7 protein-coding genes are annotated in these 21028 nt (G+C 69.8%); 4 read left to right on the top strand and 3 right to left on the bottom strand.

Annotated elements, in window-relative coordinates; genetic code table 11:
• Nucleotides 1-47: 47 nt before the first annotated feature.
• Nucleotides 48-1697, bottom strand: a complete 1650-nt coding sequence (locus IE313_RS18450; protein WP_189933512.1) for a penicillin-binding transpeptidase domain-containing protein — start codon at nucleotides 1695-1697, stop codon at nucleotides 48-50.
• A 515-nt stretch (nucleotides 1698-2212) separates the two neighbouring features.
• Between IE313_RS18450 and argJ the strand changes: the two genes are divergently transcribed.
• The gene (gene argJ / locus IE313_RS18445; RefSeq protein ID WP_189933510.1) at nucleotides 2213-3394 is read left to right on the top strand and encodes a bifunctional glutamate N-acetyltransferase/amino-acid acetyltransferase ArgJ; all 1182 of its coding nucleotides are present in this window, start codon (nucleotides 2213-2215) and stop codon (nucleotides 3392-3394) included.
• 119 nt (nucleotides 3395-3513) lie between these two features.
• Here argJ and IE313_RS18440 read toward each other — a convergent pair whose 3' ends face one another.
• Nucleotides 3514-4998: a peptidoglycan D,D-transpeptidase FtsI family protein gene (locus IE313_RS18440; RefSeq protein WP_189933508.1), complete on the bottom strand. Its 1485-nt coding sequence runs from the start codon at nucleotides 4996-4998 to the stop codon at nucleotides 3514-3516.
• 509 nt (nucleotides 4999-5507) lie between these two features.
• On the opposite strand from IE313_RS18440, the gene lat reads away from it, so the two are divergent.
• The 3 genes from lat to IE313_RS18425 all read left to right on the top strand — a co-directional run bounded on the left by lat (nucleotide 5508) and on the right by IE313_RS18425 (nucleotide 19281).
• Nucleotides 5508-6896 carry an L-lysine 6-transaminase gene (lat, locus tag IE313_RS18435; protein WP_189933507.1) on the top strand — a complete coding sequence of 463 codons (1389 nt, stop codon included), beginning with the start codon at nucleotides 5508-5510 and terminating at the stop codon, nucleotides 6894-6896.
• A gap of 138 nt (nucleotides 6897-7034) precedes the next feature.
• On the top strand, nucleotides 7035-18239 hold the full coding sequence (locus IE313_RS18430) for a non-ribosomal peptide synthetase (protein WP_229924747.1): 11205 nt from the start codon (nucleotides 7035-7037) through the stop codon (nucleotides 18237-18239).
• Between the two features lie 52 nt (nucleotides 18240-18291).
• On the top strand, nucleotides 18292-19281 hold the full coding sequence (locus tag IE313_RS18425) for a 2OG-Fe(II) oxygenase family protein (RefSeq protein ID WP_189933505.1): 990 nt from the start codon (nucleotides 18292-18294) through the stop codon (nucleotides 19279-19281).
• 109 nt (nucleotides 19282-19390) lie between these two features.
• Here the strand turns inward: IE313_RS18425 and cmcH are convergent, their stop codons facing one another.
• Nucleotides 19391-20956: a 3'-hydroxymethylcephem-O-carbamoyltransferase gene (cmcH, locus tag IE313_RS18420; RefSeq protein WP_189933503.1), complete on the bottom strand. Its 1566-nt coding sequence runs from the start codon at nucleotides 20954-20956 to the stop codon at nucleotides 19391-19393.
• Nucleotides 20957-21028: the final 72 nt, after the last annotated feature.

The following is a 21028-nucleotide window of genomic DNA, read 5'->3' as shown; positions in this document are numbered from 1 at the left end:
GACATCAGAGAACTCCCCTCGACAACACTCGGACTGACACCACGCGATCACCGGGCTCCGGTGAGGTTCCTGAGGAACTTCGCCGCGATGGGACCGGCGTCGGAGCCACCGGAACCACCGTCCTCCAGCAGGACCGACCAGGCGAGGTTGCCGTCGCCCTGGTAGCCGATCATCCAGGCGTGCGTACGAGGCGGCTTCTCGGTGCCGAACTCCGCGGTACCCGTCTTCGCGTGGGGCTCACCGGGGAGGTCCTTGAGGGCCCAGCCGGCACCGTAGGTGACGGTGGCGCGCATCATCTCGCGCAGGTTGCCGAGCACACCGGGGTCGAGCCGGGCGGACGCCTCGTGCTTCTTGTGCACGGCGTCGGGCACCAGGACCGGCTGGTTGAACCGACCGCTCTTGACCGTGGCCGCGATCGAGGCCATCACCAGTGGTGACGCCTGCACGCGGCCCTGGCCGATGGTGGCGGCCGCCTTGTCGTTGTCGCTGGTGGTGACCGGGACGCTGCCGTCGAAGGTGGTGGTGCCCGCGTCCCAGGTGCCACCGATCCCGAACGCCTCCGCGGTGTCGTGCAGCGCCGACGCGGAGATCCTGGACCGGGAGGCGACGAAGAAGGTGTTGCAGGACTTGGCGAAGTCGTCCCGGAAGGTCGCTCCCTCGGGCAGGACGAACTGGTCCTGGTTCTCGAAGCGCTGGCCCCTGACATAGGTGAACTTCGGGCAGTCCCCCTTGTCCGTCGGACGCATGCCCTGCTTCAGCAGCGCGGCGGCGGTGACGACCTTGAAGGTCGAGCCGGGCGGGTAGTGCCCCTCCAGCGCGCGGTTCATGCCGACCGGCTTGTTGGCGGCGGCCAGGATGTGGCCGTCGGTGGGGTCGAGGGCCACGATCGCGGCGTTCTTCGTGACCCCGTCCAGCGCCTCGGCGGCGGCCGCCTGCACCTTGGGGTCGATGGTCGTCCGCACCGGCCTGCCCTCACCGCCCGAGCCGGTGAGCGTCTTCACCACCTGGCCGGACTGGCGGTTCAGTATCACGACGGAGCGCGCGCCGCCCGAACCGGTGAGCTGCTTGTCGTAGCGGGCCTCCAGCCCGGAGACGCCCTTGCCGCTCGCCGGGTCGACGGCACCGACGAGGGAGGCCGACTCCAGCTCGTCGCCGTTCGTGTCGAGGATGGCGGCCCGGTCCCGGGACTTCAGGGCAAGCGTCTGACCCGGCGTCATGGCCGGGTGAATTAAGGGCGTATGGAATTCGACCTTCCACCGCCCTCCGCTCTCGACCACTTTCGCCTCCGAGTCCCATTCGTACGCACCCACACCGGAAAGGGTCATCCGCACGGTGAACGGGATCTTTACTTTCCCTTCGGCGATCTTCTTCCCGGTGCCGGCGGTGATCTCCGTCTTCGCCGGTTTCAGGTTCGTCATGACGGACTTGACCAATGACTCGGCGTTGTCCGGTGTATCCGTGAGGCGGCCGGCACGATCGGCGTCGCCCGTCTGCCACGCGGTGAGGAACTTCTTCAGTTGGCCCTGCGCAGCGACCACTTGCGGGTCCTCGTCCGCGTCACCGGTCAGGGCGGTGTAGCCCCAATACCCGACTCCCGCGATCACCGCCAGTGCCACAAGAGCCGAGACGGCTGCACGGCGTGGAGAGCGACGCCTTCTGTGCTGCGAGTAGACACCGTAGTGGTCGGAGCGCTTCATGTCGCTCAGATTAAGCGTCTTCGCATCTGTGTCACGTCCCGAACGTAGGGTTCAAGACATAGTAAAGATGAAGGAGGCAGGCATCGGATGGAGAGGTGAGGAATCCTACGCTGCACACGGATCCGCCCGCTCCGGTGGAATGCGGATCAGACTGGCCGAGATCGGTCGGCGGCCGTGTCCTAAAGTGGTCTAGTCCAGTGGAGAAAAGCCCTCCGGCATGTTGGTGATCAACGGCAACAGTGGCTGGAAAAGCGCCATTCTGACGGTCCGCTATCCGGAAATCGGCCACATGGTTGATCCAATTGGTTGATCACTTTTCAAGCGTTCGCGGCGGCTGCCGCGCGGCGCGTTTCGGGCGTTCGCGCGCCCGGTGCCGGGCGGTCGCGCGGGGGAGACCGCGCCGGTTCGCCTGCCGATCCCTCGATGAATGAATATGCTACTCCCTGGAAAGGGATGCAGTTGCGGCGGATCGGTCGCCGCATCCTCGTGCAGTCCTCGTGACGGGAGACATGACCATGCCCGACCCCTCATCCACGACGCCCCAGGGGTTCGCCGTGCACACCGCGCCGGTCGGCCTCGCCGACGACGGCCGGGACGACTTCACCGTGCTCGCCTCGACGGTCCCCGCCAACGTCAGCGCCGTGTTCACGCGCTCCCGGTTCGTGGGCCCGAGCGTGCTGCTGAGCCGGGACACCGCCGCCACCGGCCGGGCGCGGGGCGTGGTGGTGCTGGCCCGCAACGCGAACGTGGCGACAGGACAGGAGGGCGAGCGCAACGCCCGCGAGGTGCGCGAGTCCGTCGCGCGCACCCTCGGCGTGGCGGAGGAGGAGCTGTTCATCGCCTCCACCGGGGTGATCGGCCGCCAGTACCCGATGGACGGCATCCGGGAGCACCTCAAGACGCTCTCGTGGCCCTTCCCGGAAGGCGGCTTCGACCGCGCCGCACGCGCCATCATGACGACCGACACCCGGCCCAAGGAGGTCAGGCTGCGGTGCGGCGGTGCCACGCTGGTCGGCATCGCCAAGGGCGTCGGCATGATCGAGCCGGACATGGCGACCCTGCTCACGTTCTTCGCCACGGACGCCCGGCTCGACCCCGCCGAGCAGGACCGCATCTTCCGGCGCGTGATGGACCGCACGTTCAACGCGGTCAGCATCGACACCGACACCTCCACCAGCGACACGGCGGTGCTGTTCGCCAACGGCCTGGCCGGGGACGTCGACCCCGCGGAGTTCGAGGAGGCACTGCACGAGGCCGCGCTGGCCCTCGTCAAGGACATCGCGAGCGACGGCGAGGGCGCCAGCAAGCTCATCGAGGTCCGGGTCACCGGCGCCCGCGACACCGCCCAGGCCAAGCGGGTCGGCAAGACGGTCGTCAACTCACCGCTGGTCAAGACCGCGGTGCACGGCTGCGACCCGAACTGGGGCCGCGTCGCCATGGCGATCGGCAAGTGCTCGCAGGACACCGACATCGACCAGGACGCGGTCGCCATCCGGTTCGGGGACATCGAGGTGTACCCGCCCCGGGGCGGGGACGCGCGGGACGAGGACGCGCTGCGCGCCGCCGTCGCCGAGCACCTGCGGGGCGACGAGGTGGTGATCGGGATCGACCTCGCCATCGCCGACGGCGCCTTCACCGTCTACGGCTGCGACCTCACCGAGGGATACGTACGGCTCAACTCCGAGTACACCACCTGACCGCCCGCCGACCCCGGGGGCCGGACGGCCGCCCCCTGCTGCTCCCGCGGCCGGAGCGGGTGCCGTCCGGCCGCCCGCGGCCCGCCGGCACCCGGCCGGCGTACCGCGGGCGGGGCGGCTCACTTCTCCAGGACGGCCTTCATCACGTTCCGTGCGATGGGCGCGCCCAGACTTCCGCCGGAGATCGCCTCGCGTGAGATGTCCATGGCGGTGGGGTCGATGAACACGGCCACGGCCACGGACGCGCCGTCGGGCCGCTCGCCGTACGAGACGAACCAGCCGTAGGGGACGAGCTTGCGCACGTCCACACCGCGCTGCGCCGTGCCGGTCTTGCCGCCGACCGTGATGCCGTCGATCAGGGCCCGCTGGGCGCTGCCCTCCCTGGCGGTGTGCTCCATCAGCTCCCGGACCTTCTGGGCCGTGGCCGCGGAGACGGCCTGGCTCATGACCCGCGGCTCGTTCTTCTGGAGGGTGCTCAGATCGGGGGAGCGCACCTCGTCCACGAGGTAGGGCTGCATCAGGGTGCCGTCGTTCACCAGGGCGGCGGTCACCATGGCCATCTGCATCGGCGTGCTCGTGAGGCTGCCCTGGCCCATGCCGGTGAGCGCGGTGCCGGGCTTGTCCAGGTCGCCCGGGTACAGGCTCTTCGAGGCCCGCATGTCGCCGAACGCGTCCGAGTAGACGTCCTCGTTGAAACCGAACTTCTCGGCCGTCTCGCGCAACCTGTCCTGCCCCAGCCTGGCCGCCGCGTCCAGGAAGACGTTGTTGCAGGAGTACTGCATCGCGGTCTTCAGCGAGGCCCTGTCGCAGACGGCGTCGCCCGCCTCGCTGCCGACCTTGTTGGTCGACAGCGGCAGCGGATACGGCGACACGGCGTCGGACCGGGCGTCGACGTCCGTCACCACGCCGTGCTCGATGGCCGCAGCCGCGGTGAGGATCTTGAAGGTGGAGCCGGGCGGAAAGGTCTCCCGCAGCGCGCGATTGGCCAGCGGCTTCCCCTTGTCGGCGACGAGCGCCTGGAACCTCTTGCTTTCCTTGAGGCTGTTCCCGGCGAATACGGAGGGGTCGTAGGACGGCGTCGAGACGAGGGCGAGCACCTTTCCGGTCCGCGGGTCGAGAGCCACGACGGAACCGCGCGCGTCGATGTCGGTGAGGCCCTTGTAAGCGGCTTCCTGCGCCTTGGGATCGATGGTCGTGATCACATCTCCGCCGCGCCGTTCCTTTCCGGTCACCACGTCCGTGAAACGCTGGAAGGCAAGCCGGTCGTCCTGACCGCTGAGCACGCCGTCGTAGGTGCTCTCCAACAAGGACGTGCCCATGGTCTGTGAGGCGTATCCGGTGACCGGTGCGTACATGGGGCCGTTCTTGTACGTCCGTTTGTACTTGAAGTCCGTGCCACCGACTTCCGTCGAGCCGGTGATCGGCGCCCCGGCCACGATGATGTCGCCGCGCGGTGTCGCGAACTGGTTGATCTGCACCCGCCGGTTCTTGTCATGGGTGGCGAGTGCGTCGGCATCCACGTACTGGAGCCAGTTGACACGCAGCAGGAGTGCGAGCGTGAGCAGCGCGCAGAAGATTGCTATGCGCCTCAGTGGCCTGTTCATGCGGCACCGTCTCCGGCGGCCGGCACACGCCCGGCCCATGTCTCGGCGACGGCCGCCGCCCGTCCTCGTGAGGGGCTTAATCGGGTCTGGGGAGGGGTCGAAAGCACCATACGTACCACCTTAGTTGAGCAGGGCCAGCAGCTCACGCGGAGGCGCCGCGGCGGCACCCGGCGGGCCCGCTCCCCGCCCGGTGCCGCCGCCGCCATGCGGAAGAGAAGCGCAAGAGTTGCAGAAGAGAGCCGCAAGAGAACCGGAGCAATAGAATCAGGCCGGTAACCCCTGAGGACCCGGCCAGGATTGATCAGGATTGATTTCGAATCGGCCATCCTCAGGGCGTCCTCATGCTCGTCGAGCCCTTTGCGGGGCCCGGCGGCGCACAGCGGAAACCTTTCTCGTCGGGGCCGGACCACCGGCACCGGGGACAAGCTCCTCGAATACACGGAGAACCACGCGCCACGGTCCGCCCCCACAAGGGGCACCACTCGCATACCGCGACACTCGGAGGGGACATGCATCGGGGAACGTCGACAACGGGTGAAGACAGATCTGATCCTGACTGTAAGACGCCTTCAAAAGCGGGCCTGAGCGCGCGGGACGTACATCGCGCACTTGAGCCGCATGTGCTTGTGGACGGTTACGACTTCGTTCTCGACATAGCAGCGAGTTCCGGAAACTGGCTGGTGGACGGGATCACCGGGAAAAGATTCCTCGACCTTTTCTCCTTCTTCGCTTCCGCGCCGCTGGGTATCAATCCTTCCTGCATTGTGGAAGACCAGGAATTCCTTCGGGAGCTGACCGCAGCGGCCGTCAACAAGCCGTCCAACCCGGACCTGTACACGGTTCCGTACGCCACGTTCGTCACGACGTTCGCCCGCGTGCTCGGCGACCCCCGGCTGCCGCACCTGTTCTTCGTGGACGGCGGTGCCCTGGCCGTGGAGAACGCGCTCAAGGCCGCCTTCGACTGGAAGGCGCAGAAGCTGGGCCTCGACGACGAGGCCGTCGACGGCCTCCAGGTACTGCACCTGGAGCGGTCCTTCCACGGCCGCAGCGGCTACACCATGTCGCTGACGAACACCGAGCCGTCGAAGACCGCCCGCTATCCGAAGTTCGGCTGGCCGCGCATCCCGTCCCCGGCCCTCCAGCACCCGCTGGGCGAGCACACCGGTGCGAACGAGGAGGCGGAGCGGCGCGCACTGCGGGCCGCCGAGACCGCGTTCCGCGACGCCGGCGGCACGATCGCCTGCTTCATCGCCGAGCCGATCCAGGGCGAGGGCGGCGACAACCACCTGAGCGCCGGCTTCCTCCAGGCGATGCAGCGCCTGTGCCGCCAGTACGACGCCCTGTTCGTGCTCGACGAGGTGCAGAGCGGCTGCGGCATCACCGGCACCGCATGGGCCTACCAGCAACTGGGCCTCGCGCCGGACCTGGTGGCGTTCGGCAAGAAGACCCAGGTCTGCGGCGTGATGGGCGGCGGCCGCATCGACGAGGTGCCGGACAACGTCTTCGCCGTCTCGTCCCGGATCAGCTCGACCTGGGGCGGCAACCTCGCCGACATGGTCAGGGCCACCCGGATCCTGGAGACGATCGAGGCCACGCGGCTCTTCGACACCGTCGCCCAGCGCGGCAAGTACCTGCGCGACGGCCTGGAGGCCCTGGCCGCCCAGTACCCCGCGGTGCTCACCAACGCCCGCGGCCGCGGCCTGATGTGCGCGATCGACCTGCCGGACACCAAGGTGCGCGACGAGGTCCTGCGCCGGATGTACCAGGACCACCAGGTGATCGCCCTGCCGTGCGGAGAGCGCAGTCTCAGGGTCCGCCCGCCGCTGACGATCGGCGAGAGCGAGATCGACCAGGCCCTTCAGGCGCTGGCCCGCAGCGTCGAACCGCTCGGCACCTGACGCACGACGTGTAGTCCCACCCGCCGAGCACGAACCACACGTGGCGCACGGCCCGGTGATCCACCATGCCCGGGCCACATCCCCGCGCCGTCCCCCACGACACGTTCGCACACATCCTGCATGACGGAGAGCCCACGAATGATGTCAGCACGGTACCCGAGCACCGCCGCGGGCTGGACCGCCCGCATCGAAGGGGTGTCAGGCGAGCGCTGCGACCTGGAGATGCTGCTCAAGGACGAGTGGCGCAACAGGATCGCGGTACGGGACGACGATCCCGGTGTCCGGGCGACGAAGCACCAGGACATCCTGATCGGCGGGCAGGACTACACCGCGCTGAAGGACGCGCTGCGCGACGTCGGCGGTGTGTCGGTCGGCGCGTACGCGCTGGCCGCGCTGCACAGCGTCATGCGCGCCTACGGCCACGGCAACCAGACGGTCGCGGCGTTCGTCGACGCCACGGCCACGGACGACCCGGGCCGGGCCCGCGTCCTTCCCGTGGTCGTCGACCACGCCCGGCAGTCCCGGCTCACCTGCGCCGCCGCGGTACGGGAACTCGACGAGGCGCTGCGCTGCGAGGACGCGTACGGCACACCGGCCGAACTCCTCCAGCGGGGCCTGTTCGACGCCCTGCTGGTACTCGCCGACGCCGAGGTGGCCCTGGCCGACCTGCCGTCGACACCGCTGGCCATGATCGTCCGCGAGATCGAGGCCGAGGGGTGCCTGCGGTGGACGATGGCCTACGCGTCGGACCTCTTCGAGGACCGGACGATCGCCGGTGTGCTCGACGTCGTGCGCGAGGTGCTCGGCCAGTTCGTCGGCCGGCCCGCGCACCCCGTCGCCGGGATCGAGCTGGCCTCGGAGGAGCAGCGCGCCCAACTGCACAAGTGGAACGCCACCGACGGCGACTTCCCGCAGGACAAGCGGCTCAACGACCTCTTCGAGGACGCCGTGCGGCGCACCCCCGACCGCGAGGCCGTCGTCTTCGGCGACACCAGGCTGACCTACCGTGCGGTCGAGGAGCGGTCCAACCAGGTCGCGCACTGGCTGCTCGGCCCCGGAATGGGCGTGCAGCGGCAGGAACTGGTCGGCCTCTACCTCGACAAGAGCGACCTCGGTGTCGTGGCCACGCTCGGGATCTGGAAGGCGGGCGCGGCCTACGTGCCCATCGATCCGGCCTACCCGGCCGACCGGGTGCGGTTCGCCGTCGGCGACACCGGGCTCAAGGGCATCGTCACCAACCGCCACCACGCGGCCCGGCTGCGGGAGATGCTCGGGGCCCGGCACTCCGACGTCCGCATCATCGAGATCGAGAGCGTGCTGGCCCAGCAGGAGGCGGGCGGCGACGAGCTGCGCGCGGCGCCGCGGCTGTCGCTGGGCAGCCGGGACCTCGCCTACCTCACCTACACCTCCGGCACCACAGGTGTGCCCAAGGGCGTCCCCAAGTACCACGACAGCGTGGTGAACAGCATCACCGACCTGTCCGAGCGGTACGACATGCGCCGGCCGGGCGAGGAGCGCGTCGCGCTCTTCGCGTCGTACGTCTTCGAGCCGCACCTCAGGCAGACCCTGATCGCGCTCATCAACTCGCAGACGCTGGTGATCGTCCCCGAGCAGGTGAGACTGGACCCCGACCGGTTCCCCGCGTACATCGAGGAGCACGGCGTCACCTACCTCAACGCCACCGGATCGGTGCTCCAGCACTTCGACCTGCGCCGCTGCCCCAGCCTCAAGAGGCTGCTGCTGGTCGGCGAGGAGCTGACGGCGGCCGGGCTCCGCCAGCTTCGCGAGCGGTTCTCCGGCCGCGTCATCAACGAGTACGCCTTCACCGAGGCCGCCTTCGTCACCGCGATCAAGGAGTTCCCCCCGGGCGTCACGGAGCGCAAGGACCGCAGCATCGGCCGCCCGGTGCGGAACGTGAAGTGGTACGTCCTGAGCCAGGACCTGAAGCAGCTCCCCGTCGGCGCCATCGGCGAGCTGTACATCGGCGGCTGCGGCGTCGCCCCCGGCTACCTCAACCGGGACGACCTGACCGCGGAGCGGTTCACGCCCAACCCGTTCCAGTCGGAGCAGGACCGGGCACGCGGCCTGAACGCCCGCATCTACCGGACCGGCGACCTGGCACGGGTACTGCCGTCCGGCGAGGTCGAGTTCATGGGCCGCAGCGACTTCCAGCTCAAGCTGAACGGCGTCCGGGTGGAGCCGGGCGAGATCGAGGCGCAGGCGACCGAGTTCCCCGGTGTGCGCAAGTGCACCGTCGTGGCCCGTGAGGGGGCCGGCGGCAGCGCCGACCGCCACCTGGTCGGCTACTACGTGACCGAGCCCTCGGCCGAGGTGACCGAGGACGACCTGCTGGCGTTCCTGGAGCGGCGGCTGATCCGGATCATGGTGCCGGCCCGGATGGTCCGCCTCGACAGCATCCCGGTCAACGTCAACGGCAAGGTCGACTGGCGCGCCCTGCCCGAGGTCGACCTCGCACGCCCGCACGCGGCACCCGCGTCCGCCGTCGGCCGTGCTGGGGGTGCGGGCGGCGTCCTCGACGAGCTGCGCGAGATCTGGAGCACGGTCCTCGGCGTGCCGGCGGCCCGGATCGGCGACCACGACGACTTCTTCCGGCTCGGCGGCCAGAGCATCTCCTGCATCCTGCTCATCGCGCGGGTGCGGCAGCGGCTCGGCGTCTTCGTCGGCGTCGAGGACGTCTTCACGCTTCGCACGCTCGGCGAGCTGGCGCACCACCTGGACCAGCGGCGGGAGCAGGGCACCGGGCCCGAGCCGAGGGCCGTCGCCGAGCGGGTGCCGGCCGAGGGGGAGTCCACCAGGCTGCTCGCCAACGGCCTCCAGCAGGGCCTGCTCTACCACGCACTGAAGCGCAGGAACGGCGACGACGCCTACGTCATGCAGTCGGTGCACCGCTACCACTGCGCCATCCGCCCCGACCTGATGGAGGAGGCCTGGCAGCACGCGCGGCGCACGTACCCGGCGCTCAGGCTGCGCTTCGAGTGGGCCGAGGAACCGCTCCAGATCATCGACAACGACGACAAGCCCTTCGACTGGCGGTTCGTCGACCTGAGCGACACGGCGGACCCCGAGGCGCAGGACGCCCGCATCAGGGAGCTTCAGGAGCGGGACCGCACCGAGCCGTACGACCCGGGTGCGGGCCGGCTGTTCCGGGTCTACCTGATCAAGCAGCGCGCGGACCTCTTCTCACTGATCTTCAGTTGCCACCACATCATCCTGGACGGCTGGAGCCTGCCGGTGCTCCACGACGACGTGCACCGCACGTATCTGCGCCTGGTCCAGGGCCTTGCGGTCGAGCAGGCCGTGGACGGCGCGTACCAGGCGGCCCAGCGGGACTGGGAGGCGCACCGCAACGACCACGTCGAGTACTGGACGCGCCAGGTCGAGCGCATCGACGAGCGCGGTGACTTCGCCGGCCTGATCAGGGAGGACATCCGGTACCGGGTCGCGCTGAGCGAGTACGACCACGTGCACGAGCACCGGACGAAGAAGCTGCGCCTCGGCACGGAGCGGACCGCCGCGCTCAAGGCGGTGTGCGCCGAGCACCGCGTCACCCTGCACTCCGTTCTCCAGTTCGTGTGGCACAAGGTCCTGTACGCCGTCGGCGGCGGGAACACCACGGTGGTGGGGACGATCGTGTCCGGGCGCAACCCCCACATCGACGGCATCGAGAACTCGGTGGGCCTGTTCATCAACACGCTGCCCCTGATCGTCGACCACGACGACCAGGCGGCCAGGAGCGTGGGTGCGGCCATCCGCGAGATCCAGTCCGCCGTGAACACCATGAACAGCAAGAGCACGGTGGAGCTGGGCCGGCTGGAGACCGGCGGGATGAAGCGCCGGCTGTTCGACACCCTGCTGGTGCTGGAGAACTACCCGCGGCTCCTGGACGAGGACGAGGAGCGCCGGCACGACGAACTGCTCCGCTTCGAGAAGGCCTACGACGCCGACAAGGTGGACTACCCGCTGGCCGTCGTGGCACGCGAGGAGGGCGACGAGCTGACGGTCACCCTGTGGTACGCCGGCGAGCTGTTCGAGGACACCACGATCGAGGCACTGCTCGACGTGACCGAGACCCTGTTCGCCCAGGTGGCCGACGACATCACGCGACCCGTCGACGGCCTCGCACTCGTCTCGCCCGCGATGGTCGAGCGCTTCGACGCCTGGAACCGCACAGAGGCCGACTTCCCTTCGGACAAGACCCTGCACGGGGTCTTCGAGGACATGGCGGCGGCCTGGCCCGACGAGATCGCGGTGGTGTACCGCGACAGGAGGCTGACCTACCGGGAGCTGAACGAGCGGGCCAACCGGCTGGCGCACCACCTGCGGTCCGTGGCCGAACTGCGCCCGAACGACATCGTCGGACTCGTGGTGGACAAGAGCGAGCTGATGATCACCGCGATCCTGGCGGTGTGGAAGGCCGGCGCGGCGTACGTGCCGATCGATCCGGGCTACCCCGACGACCGGATCGCCTTCATGCTCCAGGACACCACGGCGCGGCTGGTGGTGACCAACGAGACGCACGGCGGACGGCTGCGCGGCCTCGCGCCCCTGGCCGGGTTGCCGGTGCTGGACATCGAGCGGCTGCCGCTGGAGGGACAGTCCCCGCAGAACCCCGTCACACCGGTCACCAGCACCGACCTTGCCTACGCGATCTACACCTCGGGCACCACGGGCAAGCCCAAGGCGGTACTCGTCGAGCACCGGGGGGTCGTCAACCTCCAGGTCTCCCTGGCGAGGCTGTTCGGGCTCCAGAAGACCGCCGGGGACGAGGCCCTGCTGTCCTTCTCCAACTACGTCTTCGACCACTTCGTCGAGCAGATGACCGACGCCCTGCTCAACGGGCAGAAGCTGGTGGTCCTCGACGACACCATGCGCTCGGACGCGGAGCGCCTGTACAAGTACATCAACGACGAGAACGTCACCTACCTCTCCGGCACGCCGTCGGTCCTGTCGCTGTACGACTACACGACGACCACCTCCCTGACCCGTATCGACGCCATCGGCGAGGACTTCACCGAGCCGGTGTTCGACAAGATCCGCGGGATGTTCCGGGGCACCATCATCAACGGGTACGGCCCGACGGAGATCTCCATCACGAGCCACAAGCGGCCGTACGCGGTCGGCGAGCGGCGGTCCACCAAGAGCATCGGCCATCTGGTGGAGAACTACACCGCCTACGTGCTCAACAAGTCGATGCAGCGGGTGCCGGTCGGCGGCATGGGCGAGCTGTACATCGGCGGCGTCGGCGTCACCCGGGGCTACCTCAACCGCCCCGAGCTGACGGCGGACCGGTTCGTCGACAACCCGTTCCAGACAGCCGAGGAGAAGGCGTCCGGGCGCAACGCGCGCATGTACAAGACGGGCGACCTGGTGCGGTGGCTGCCGAACGGCGAGCTGGAGTGCCTGGGCCGCACCGACCTCCAGGTCAAGATCCGCGGCCAGCGCGTCGAGCTCGGCGAGGTCGAGGCGGCCCTGTCGTCGTACGCCGGAGTGACCAGGTCCCTGGTGATCGCCCGCGAGCACCGGGGCACGGGGCTCGCGGCGACGCAGAAGTACCTCGTCGGCTTCTACGTGTGCGACCACGACCTGGACGAGCAGGACGTCAAGCAGTGGATGCGCAGGAAGCTTCCCGAGGCCGTGGTGCCCTCGCGCATCATGCGGATCACCGACATCCCGGTGACGCCCAGCGGGAAGCTCGACACCCGGCGGCTGCCGGAGACCGACTTCGCGCCGGACGAGGGCGCCCGGTACGTCGCGCCCTCGAACGACGTCGAGGCCAAGCTGGTCGGCATCTGGTCCACGGTCCTCGGCGTCGCACCGGACCGCGTAGGCGTGCACGACGACTTCTTCGCGCTGGGCGGCGACAGCCTGCGGGCGATGGTCCTCGCGCAGGCCATCACCACGAGTTTCGGCGGCGGCCTGGGCGTCGCGACCGTGCTCCAGCACACCACGCTCGGGGCACAGGCGGAACACATCCGCCGGACGGCCGCGCAGGCGGACGGCGAGCTCGCCGAGCAGGCCGCCGCAAGCGCCGCGGCAGGCGACGAGCACCCCCCGGTGTCGCTCGCGCAGGAGCGCCTGCTGTTCATCGACGAGTTCGAGGGCGGCACCGCCGCCTACAACATCCCGTTCGTCCTCAGGATCGCCGCGGACGGCGGCACCTCGCGGGAGTCGGTCACAGGCGCCCTGGAGGCGCTGCTGCGCCGGCACGCCGCCCTGCGCACCCTGCTCAGGACGGACGACGACGGTGTGCGCCGCCAGCACGCGGTGCCCGCGGACGACGTCTCCGCCCGGTTCGAGGTTCCCGTCCACACGGTCGGCAGCACCGCCGAGCTCGACGCCCGGCTCGTCGAGTGCTCCGAGTACGTCTTCCGCCTGCACGAGGAACTGCCCGTCAGGGCCGACCTGTTCGAGCTCGGCACCGACCCCGGCGCCGTGTACCTGAGCCTCGTCCTGCACCACACCTCCTTCGACGGCTGGTCCTGGAACGGCTTCCGCGAGGAACTGGCGGCCCTGCTGGGCGGCGCGCCCGCGGATTCGCTGCCGGCGGTGAACGCCACGTACGCGGATTTCGCGGTGTGGCAGCGGCAGTACCTCAGCGGCCGGCGGCTCGCGGAGCTGACCGAGTTCTGGACGAAGGCGCTGGCCGGCTTCGAGACGATCAGGCTGCCGCTGGACCACCCGCGTCCTGCCCGGTTCGACTACCGCGGCCGGGAGATCGAGTTCGACCTCGACGAGCCGACGACCCAGGCGCTGCGCGCCCTGGCCCAGTCGTCGCGGGTGAGCCTCTACAGCGTGCTGCTCGGCGCCTGGTGCCTCATGCTGCACATGTACACCGGCCAGGACGACTTCGTCATCGGCACGCCCTCCGCCAACCGCGGGCGCCCGGAGTTCGACCGCACGGTCGGGTTCTTCGCGAACCTGCTCGCGCTGCGCGTCCAGGTCGACCCGGACGCGACGCTGACGGACTACGTCCGCTCGGTCGGCGCGGGCGTCGTGGCGGCCCAGGTGCACGGCGAGCTGCCGTTCGAGCAGCTCGTCAAGGAGCTCGACCCGGACAAGGACCCGAGCCGCCACCCCGTGCTCCAGGTCAACTTCACCCTCCAGAACGTCACGGACCGCGCCGGGGCCGCCCCCGAGGCGGCCGGGCGGCCGGCCCTGACCGGCTACAGGCCGGACGCCGGAGGCTGGACGGCCACCAAGTTCGACCTGTCGGCCACCCTCACCGAGACCCCCGACGGCCTGGCCGGCAACCTGACCTTCGCCGCAGCCCTCTTCGACGACACCAGCGCGGGCGGCCTCATCTCGACGTTCCGGCACGTCCTGAAGGAGTTCGCCCGGCTCACCGCGGCCGAAAGCGGGGCCGCCAGGCTGGCCGACGTCGGCTGCCTCGACGAGGCGGGCCGGGCGGCGCTGCTGGCCGAGGCCGCGGGCGGCAGTGCGCCGGCCCCCGCCGCGGGCGCCTCCCGGACGCTGCACGGCGTGTTCGAGGAGATGGCAGCGGCCTGGCCCGACGAGACCGCGGTGGTCTGCCGCGACAGGAGGCTGACCTACCGGGAGCTGAACGAGCGGGCCAACCAGTTGGCGCACTACCTGCGGTCCGTCGTCCAGTTGCACCCCGGCGACCTGGTCGGCCTGGTCCTGGACAAGAGCGAGCTGATGATCACCGCGATCCTGGCGGTGTGGAAGTCCGGCGCGGCGTACGTGCCGATCGATCCGGGCTACCCCGACGACCGGATCGCCTTCATGCTCCAGGACACCGCGGCGCGCCTGGTGCTGACCAACGAGGCGCACGGCGAGCGGCTGCGCGGCCTCGCGGCCCCGGACGGACTGCCGGTGCTGTTCGCCGACCGGCTGCCCATGGGCTACCGGTCGTCGGAGAACCCGCGCACCGGGGCCACGAGCGCCGACCTGGCCTACGCCATCTACACCTCGGGCACCACGGGGCGCCCGAAGGCGGTCCTCGTGCCGCACCGCTGCGTGGACAGCTTCCGCGCGCAGGTGGCCGAGCGCTACTTCGCGGCACCCGGCACGGCACGCCAGGGGATCCTGTTCCTGGCCAACTACGTCTTCGACTTCTCCGTCGAGCAGTTGGCGCTGTCGGTCCTGAGCGGCCACACCCTGCTCGTCCCGCCGCCCTCGGCCGCCCACGACGACGACTTCTACGACTGGGCGAACGGTGCGGGGCTGACGTACATGAGCGGTACGCCGACCCAGATCCAGCAGTTCGACCTCAGGCGCCTGACGGGGCTGAGGTGCCTGCTGGTGGCCGGTGAGGCGTTCCACGAGCGGCACTTCGAGAAGATCCGCAGCGAGTACTCCGGGCCGATCGTCAACGCCTACGGGACCACGGAGACGGCCGTCTACAACACCGGCCGGCGCTTCGAGGCCGGCGAGCCCTACCGCAACACCTTCGGGCAGCCGCTCGCGAACACCCGGCTCTACGTGCTCGGCGACGCGATGCGGCTGCTGCCTCCCGGCGCGGTCGGCGAGCTGTACATGGCCGGTGAGTGCGTCACGGACGGGTACCTGAACCGGCCGGACCTCACGCGCGAGCGGTTCCTGCCGAACCCGTTCCGCACCGCGGCCGAGCTCCGCGACGACCGGTACCCCGTCCTCTACCGCACCGGCGACCTCGTCCGCCGCACCCGCGGCGGCGAGCTCCAGTACATGGGACGCAACGACGCCCAGGTCAAGATCAACGGCCTGCGGATCGAGCCCGGCGAGGTGGAGGCGGTCCTGGCGACCTGCCGCCATGTGCGCGAGTGCGCCGTCCTCGCCGTGCCGGACGCGCAGGCGCCGGACAGCAGGCGCCTCGTCGGCTACTACGTGGCGGACGGCGAGGGGACCGTCGACGAGGACGAGGTCTTCGCCACCCTGCGGGCCCGGCTGATGCCGGCCATGGTGCCCTCGCTGCTGGTCGGGCTCGACGGGCCGCTGCCGATGACCGTCAACGGCAAGCTCGACACCAAGGCCCTGCCCGCGGCCGTCCGCACCGCCTCACGCGCCGCCGCCCACGCGGCACCGCGCAACCGCGGCGAGGCCCGGTTGTGCCAGTTGTGGAGCGCGCAGCTACCGGGCGGCACGGTCGGCATCGACGACGACTTCTTCCGGTCGGGCGGCGACAGCATCAGCGCGCTGCACCTGGCGAGCCAGGTGCAGCGGGAGCTCGGACGGCGGGTCACCGTCAAGGACGTCTTCGACCACCCCACCGTCCGGCGGTTCGCCGATGCCGTGCTGGCCGCACCGGGCACCGCGAGCGGTGCGAAGGCCGAGCAGCGCGAGGAGCCCGAGCAGGGCCGGCTGAGCGGCGACTGCCCGCTGCTGCCCATCCAGGAGTGGTTCTTCGCCAAACCGCTCGCGGACCGCGGCTGGTGGAACCACAACTTCGCCGTCAGGACACCGCAGCTCGACGTGGCCGAGCTGCGCCGGGCCCTTGCGGCACTGGTCGACCACCACGACGCGTTCAGCCTGCGCTACACCGGGCCCGGCGGTGACGGCGAGGGGGTCACCCAGGCGTACCACGCCGGGCGCCCGGACGTCGTCCTGCACGAACTCGACGTGCGCGGCATGCAGGACGAGCACGTCGGACGGCAGCTCGCCCAGTGGCAGAGCGGCTTCGACCTGGAGCACGGCCCGATCGCCTGCGCGGCGTACCTGCACGGCTTCGACGACGGCAGCGCCCGCGTCTGGTTCGCCCTGCACCACCTCATCGTCGACAGCGTGAGCTGGCACATCCTCGCGCAGGACCTGGAGATCCTGTACCACGGCGGCGAGCTGGAGGAGAAGACGAGCAGCTACCGGCAGTGGGCCCGGGCGCTGCGCGACTACGTGCCCGCCGCGGACGAGCGGGAGCTGTGGGACGAGGTCACGCGGGCCGTGGCCGCGACGGCGGCCGGCCCGCTCGCGGTGGACACGAGCACGGCCGAGACCCACCGCGAGGAGTTCGCGCTCGACCCGTCCGACACCCGGGTGCTGCTGACCGAGAGCCACCGGGCCTACGACACCACCATGAACGACCTGCTGCTGACCGCGACCGGAGGCGCGCTGCGGTCGATCACCGGCCTGGCGACCAACCACGTCACGGTCGAGGGCCACGGCCGTGAACTGTTCGACGGGGCACCCGACGTCCGGGACACCGTCGGATGGTTCACCACCATGCACCCGCTGGCCGTCGAGGCGGACCCGGCGGACCTCGAAGGCAGCATCCTCGCGACGAAGCGGGCCGCTCGGCGGGTGCCGCACCACGGCATCGGCTACGGCGCCCTCTTCGGCAGGTACGGCGGCGAGCGCGCCCCGCTCCCGCCGGTCAGCTTCAACTACCTCGGGCGGATATCCGAGGGGGCCGGGGACCACCGGGCGGGCTGGCAGCTCGACTCGGCGATGTCGGGAAGCAACATCTCCGACCGTAACCGCGGAGCCGACCAGTTCAGCGTCGACGTGACGATGAGGTGTGCCGGCGGCCGTCTGATCACCGTGGTGGACAGCCGTCTCGACCAGGCCACCACCCGGCGGTTCGCCGCGGAACTCAAGTCCTGGCTGGAGAAGGTCGCCGCCCACACGGCGACGGTGGCGGCCGGTGGCACGGGCCGCGCGACGGCAGGTCCGCGGCTCGCACCAGGCGAGGACTTCGACCCGTACATCATCGTCAACGAGGAGAGCGCGGAGCGCACCCTCTTCGTCTTCCCGCCCGGCGAGGGCGGCGCCGAGAGCTACCTGAGCAACATCGCCCAACGGCTGCCCGGCTTCCGGCTGGTGCTGTTCAACAACAGGCACCTGCACTCCGCGATGCCGTCGTTCGCGGCCCTGGCCCGGTACTACCTGGGCCACGTCCGGGAGCTGCAGCCCGCGGGGCCGTACAGCTTCCTCGGCTGGAGCTTCGGGGGCGTGACCGCCCTGGAGGCGTCGCTCCAGCTCGCGCGTGCCGGTGAGAAGGTCGCCAACCTGTTGCTCATCGACTCCTACTTCAACGTGCGGCAGGCGTCGGCCGGCATCGGGATGCCGGACGTCGAGGACATCCTCGACCCGATCGACTACCACCACGCGCCGGACCCGGCCGACCTGGAGCGGCTCGGCGCACGCCTGGGCAAGCTGGTGATGTTCAAGGCGGGCGAGCCGAACGACGTCGTCCGCGACGACCGGCAGCGCCTGCTGTTCGACTACTACCACGGGACGCCGTACCACAGCCTCGACACCCTTCTGCCGGCCGAGTTGATCGAGGTGCACGAGCTGCGTGGCGTGACCCACCACTCGTGGGTGCGCAGCGAGCACGTCGTCAGCGGTATGTGCGAACGCATCTCCGCGTCCCTGTCAGATGCCTGGTGAACAGGCCGATGTCCCCTCATCAGCGCTAGATGCAGAGTTCCTGGAGGGTTCCATGCCAATTCGGATGCCGTCGGCGGACGTTCCGACCATCGACATCTCACCGCTGTTCAAAGACGACGCGGACGCCAAGAGGAGCGTCGCGGAGGAGATCAACAAGGCCTGCCGGGGCTCCGGCTTCTTCTACGCCTCCCACCACGGCGTGGACGTGCAGTTGCTGCAGGACGTCGTCAACGAGTTCCACCGCACCATGACGGACCAGGAGAAGTTCGACCTGGCGATCCGCGCCTACAACCCGAACAACTCGCACGTGCGCAACGGCTACTACATGGCCGTCAAGGGGAAGAAGGCGGTCGAGTCCTTCTGCTACCTGAACCCGGCGTTCACCGAGGACCACCCCATGATCAAGTCCGGGGTGCCGATGCACGAGGTGAACGACTGGCCCGACGAGGAGCGGCATCCGCGGTTCCGGCCGTTCTGCGAGAGCTACTACCGGGAGATGCTCCGGCTCTCCACGGTGATCATGCGCGGGCTCGCGCTGGCGCTCGGCAAGCCCGAGCACTTCTTCGACCCGGCGCTCGCGGAGGCCGACACGCTCTCCTCCGTGTCACTGATCCGCTACCCGTACCTGGAGGACTACCCGCCGGTCAAGACGGGTCCCGACGGCACGAAGCTGAGCTTCGAGGACCACCTGGACGTGTCGATGATCACCGTCCTGTTCCAGACGGAGGTGCAGAACCTCCAGGTCGAGACCGTGGACGGATGGCAGGACCTGCCGACGTCCGGGGAGAACTTCCTGGTGAACTGCGGCACGTACATGGCGCACATCACCAACGACTACTTCCCGGCCCCCAACCACCGCGTGAAGTTCATCAACGCGGAGCGGCTGTCCCTGCCGTTCTTCCTCAACGGCGGGCACAACGCCCTCATCGAGCCGTTCGTGCCCGAGGGGGCGATCGAGCCGGTGAAGAACGAGCCGCTCTCCTACGGCGACTACCTCCAGCACGGCCTGCGTGCGCTGATCGTCAAGAACGGCCAGACCTGACGGTGGCCCCCGAGGTGGCGGGCCCGCTCCCGGGTCCGCCGCCGCAGGGGCACCCGGACGCACCGGGGGGCCGGAGGGAACGTCCCTCCGGCCCCCCGGTGCGCCTGCGTCAGGAGCCCTCTACGCGCTGGTACCACGTGTCACCGACGACCATGTCCGAGATTCCCCGCGACTCGCAGTAGAGCGTCAGGTCGGACGTGCGGTTGATGAAGCCCTCCCCGTTGAAGTTCAGCGACGTGTTGCACAGCACGCCCAGGCCCCGCCGCGCGGCGAACGCCGACAGCAGCCGGTGCAGGCGCGGGTTGCCCGACTCCCGCACGGTCTGGCACCGCGCGGAACCGTCCACGTGCGTCACGGCCAGCGCGCCGCTGGACTCGCGCACACGCCGGAAGTACAGCATGTACGGGTCCTCGAAGTCCTCATGGAAGACCGCCGGGAGGTCCTCGACCCGGCAGACCGGTGCGATGGGCCGGTAGTCCTCGCGCTTCTTGATGTCGTTGAGCAGGTCCCTGGTGGCCGTGCTGAACGGCTCGGCCAGCAGCGAGCGGTTGCCCAGTGCCCGCGGCCCGATCTCCCACCGCCCCTGCACCCACGCCACGACGCGGCCGGCCGCCAGCGCCTGCGCCACGGCGTCGTGGTCCAGCGGACGGGACCGCCAGCGGCTGGTGTCGGGCCGGGTGTCGTCGACGAAGTCGAGTCCGCTGTAGACGCTCCAGTCGATGTGGGGGTCGCCGGTGAACGTGGCGAGCGCGTCGATGGCGGTGCCCAGCGCGGAGCCCGAGTCGTTGGTGCAGGGCGCGACGAAGACCGAGGAGAAGTGGCCGAGCGCCGCCCACTCGCTGTTCCAGTCGCAGTTCAGCCCGCATCCGCCGGAGATGTACAGCGGACTGCCTTCGGGCATCTGTTCGCGAGCGACCTGCGCGAACGTCTCGAAGAGGCGCTTGGTGAGCAGCGCGGCCGCCGTCTTGCAGGCGTCCGACTCGACGCCCGCGTTGTACAGGACCGAGTCTTGGTACTCCGCCTTGGGCGCCGGGTACATGGAGTCCTGCTTGAGGATCCGCTCGACGACGTTCGTGATGTCGGGACCCGCCTCGCCCGCGTCCCCGAACGCCGCCAGCGCCATGAGCTTGCCGGCGTCGTTGAGACGGGGCTTTCCCCCGGAGTCGGGGAAGGTGGGGTCGGCGAGCCCGAAGAGGAACGAGTACCGCGCGCCGGGGCCCGTCATGACCGGGACGGTGCGGACGATGCGGTGGTCGGCGTCGACGACGTAGAAGGCGCCGACGTCCCCCTCCCAGACCAGGACCGTCCGCAAGGGGGCGGTGTCCGCGGGGGCCATGCCCAGCGCCATGTATATGTGCGATCTCTCGTGCGTCGAGGTGAAGAACCTGACCTCCTTGCCGAAGAAGCGCGAGGTCGTGATGGTGGGCTCATGGGTGCCCTCGTAACCCGCGCCGGTGTAGGAGATGCGGTTGGGACGCAGGTCGCTCCAGCCCCCCAGGGCCACCACGTCCGGTACGGCGTCGAGCCGCTCGGCGATGTCGAGGATCGTCGTCGGCAGCAGTTGCGTGTACCGAGGGCGGGAGTCCTTCTCCGATTCGAGCGAGTAGAGCAACTTGCGGTTGTCGATCGCGGCGACCGCGCCGTCGTGACCCGGCTTCAATGCAACGACGAGCATTCCGATCCTTCCCACGCGTTGGACTTCGACGATGGTCGGGTGTGATCCGCTTCACGGACTTCAAGACGATCG

The sequence above is a fragment of the Streptomyces sulfonofaciens genome, assembly GCF_014656295.1.
In the GTDB taxonomy this organism is placed as follows: Bacteria; Actinomycetota; Actinomycetes; order Streptomycetales; family Streptomycetaceae; genus Streptomyces; species Streptomyces sulfonofaciens.
The sequence above is the reverse complement of the archived record's forward strand: the minus strand, read 5'-3'. Positions and strand labels throughout refer to the sequence as shown.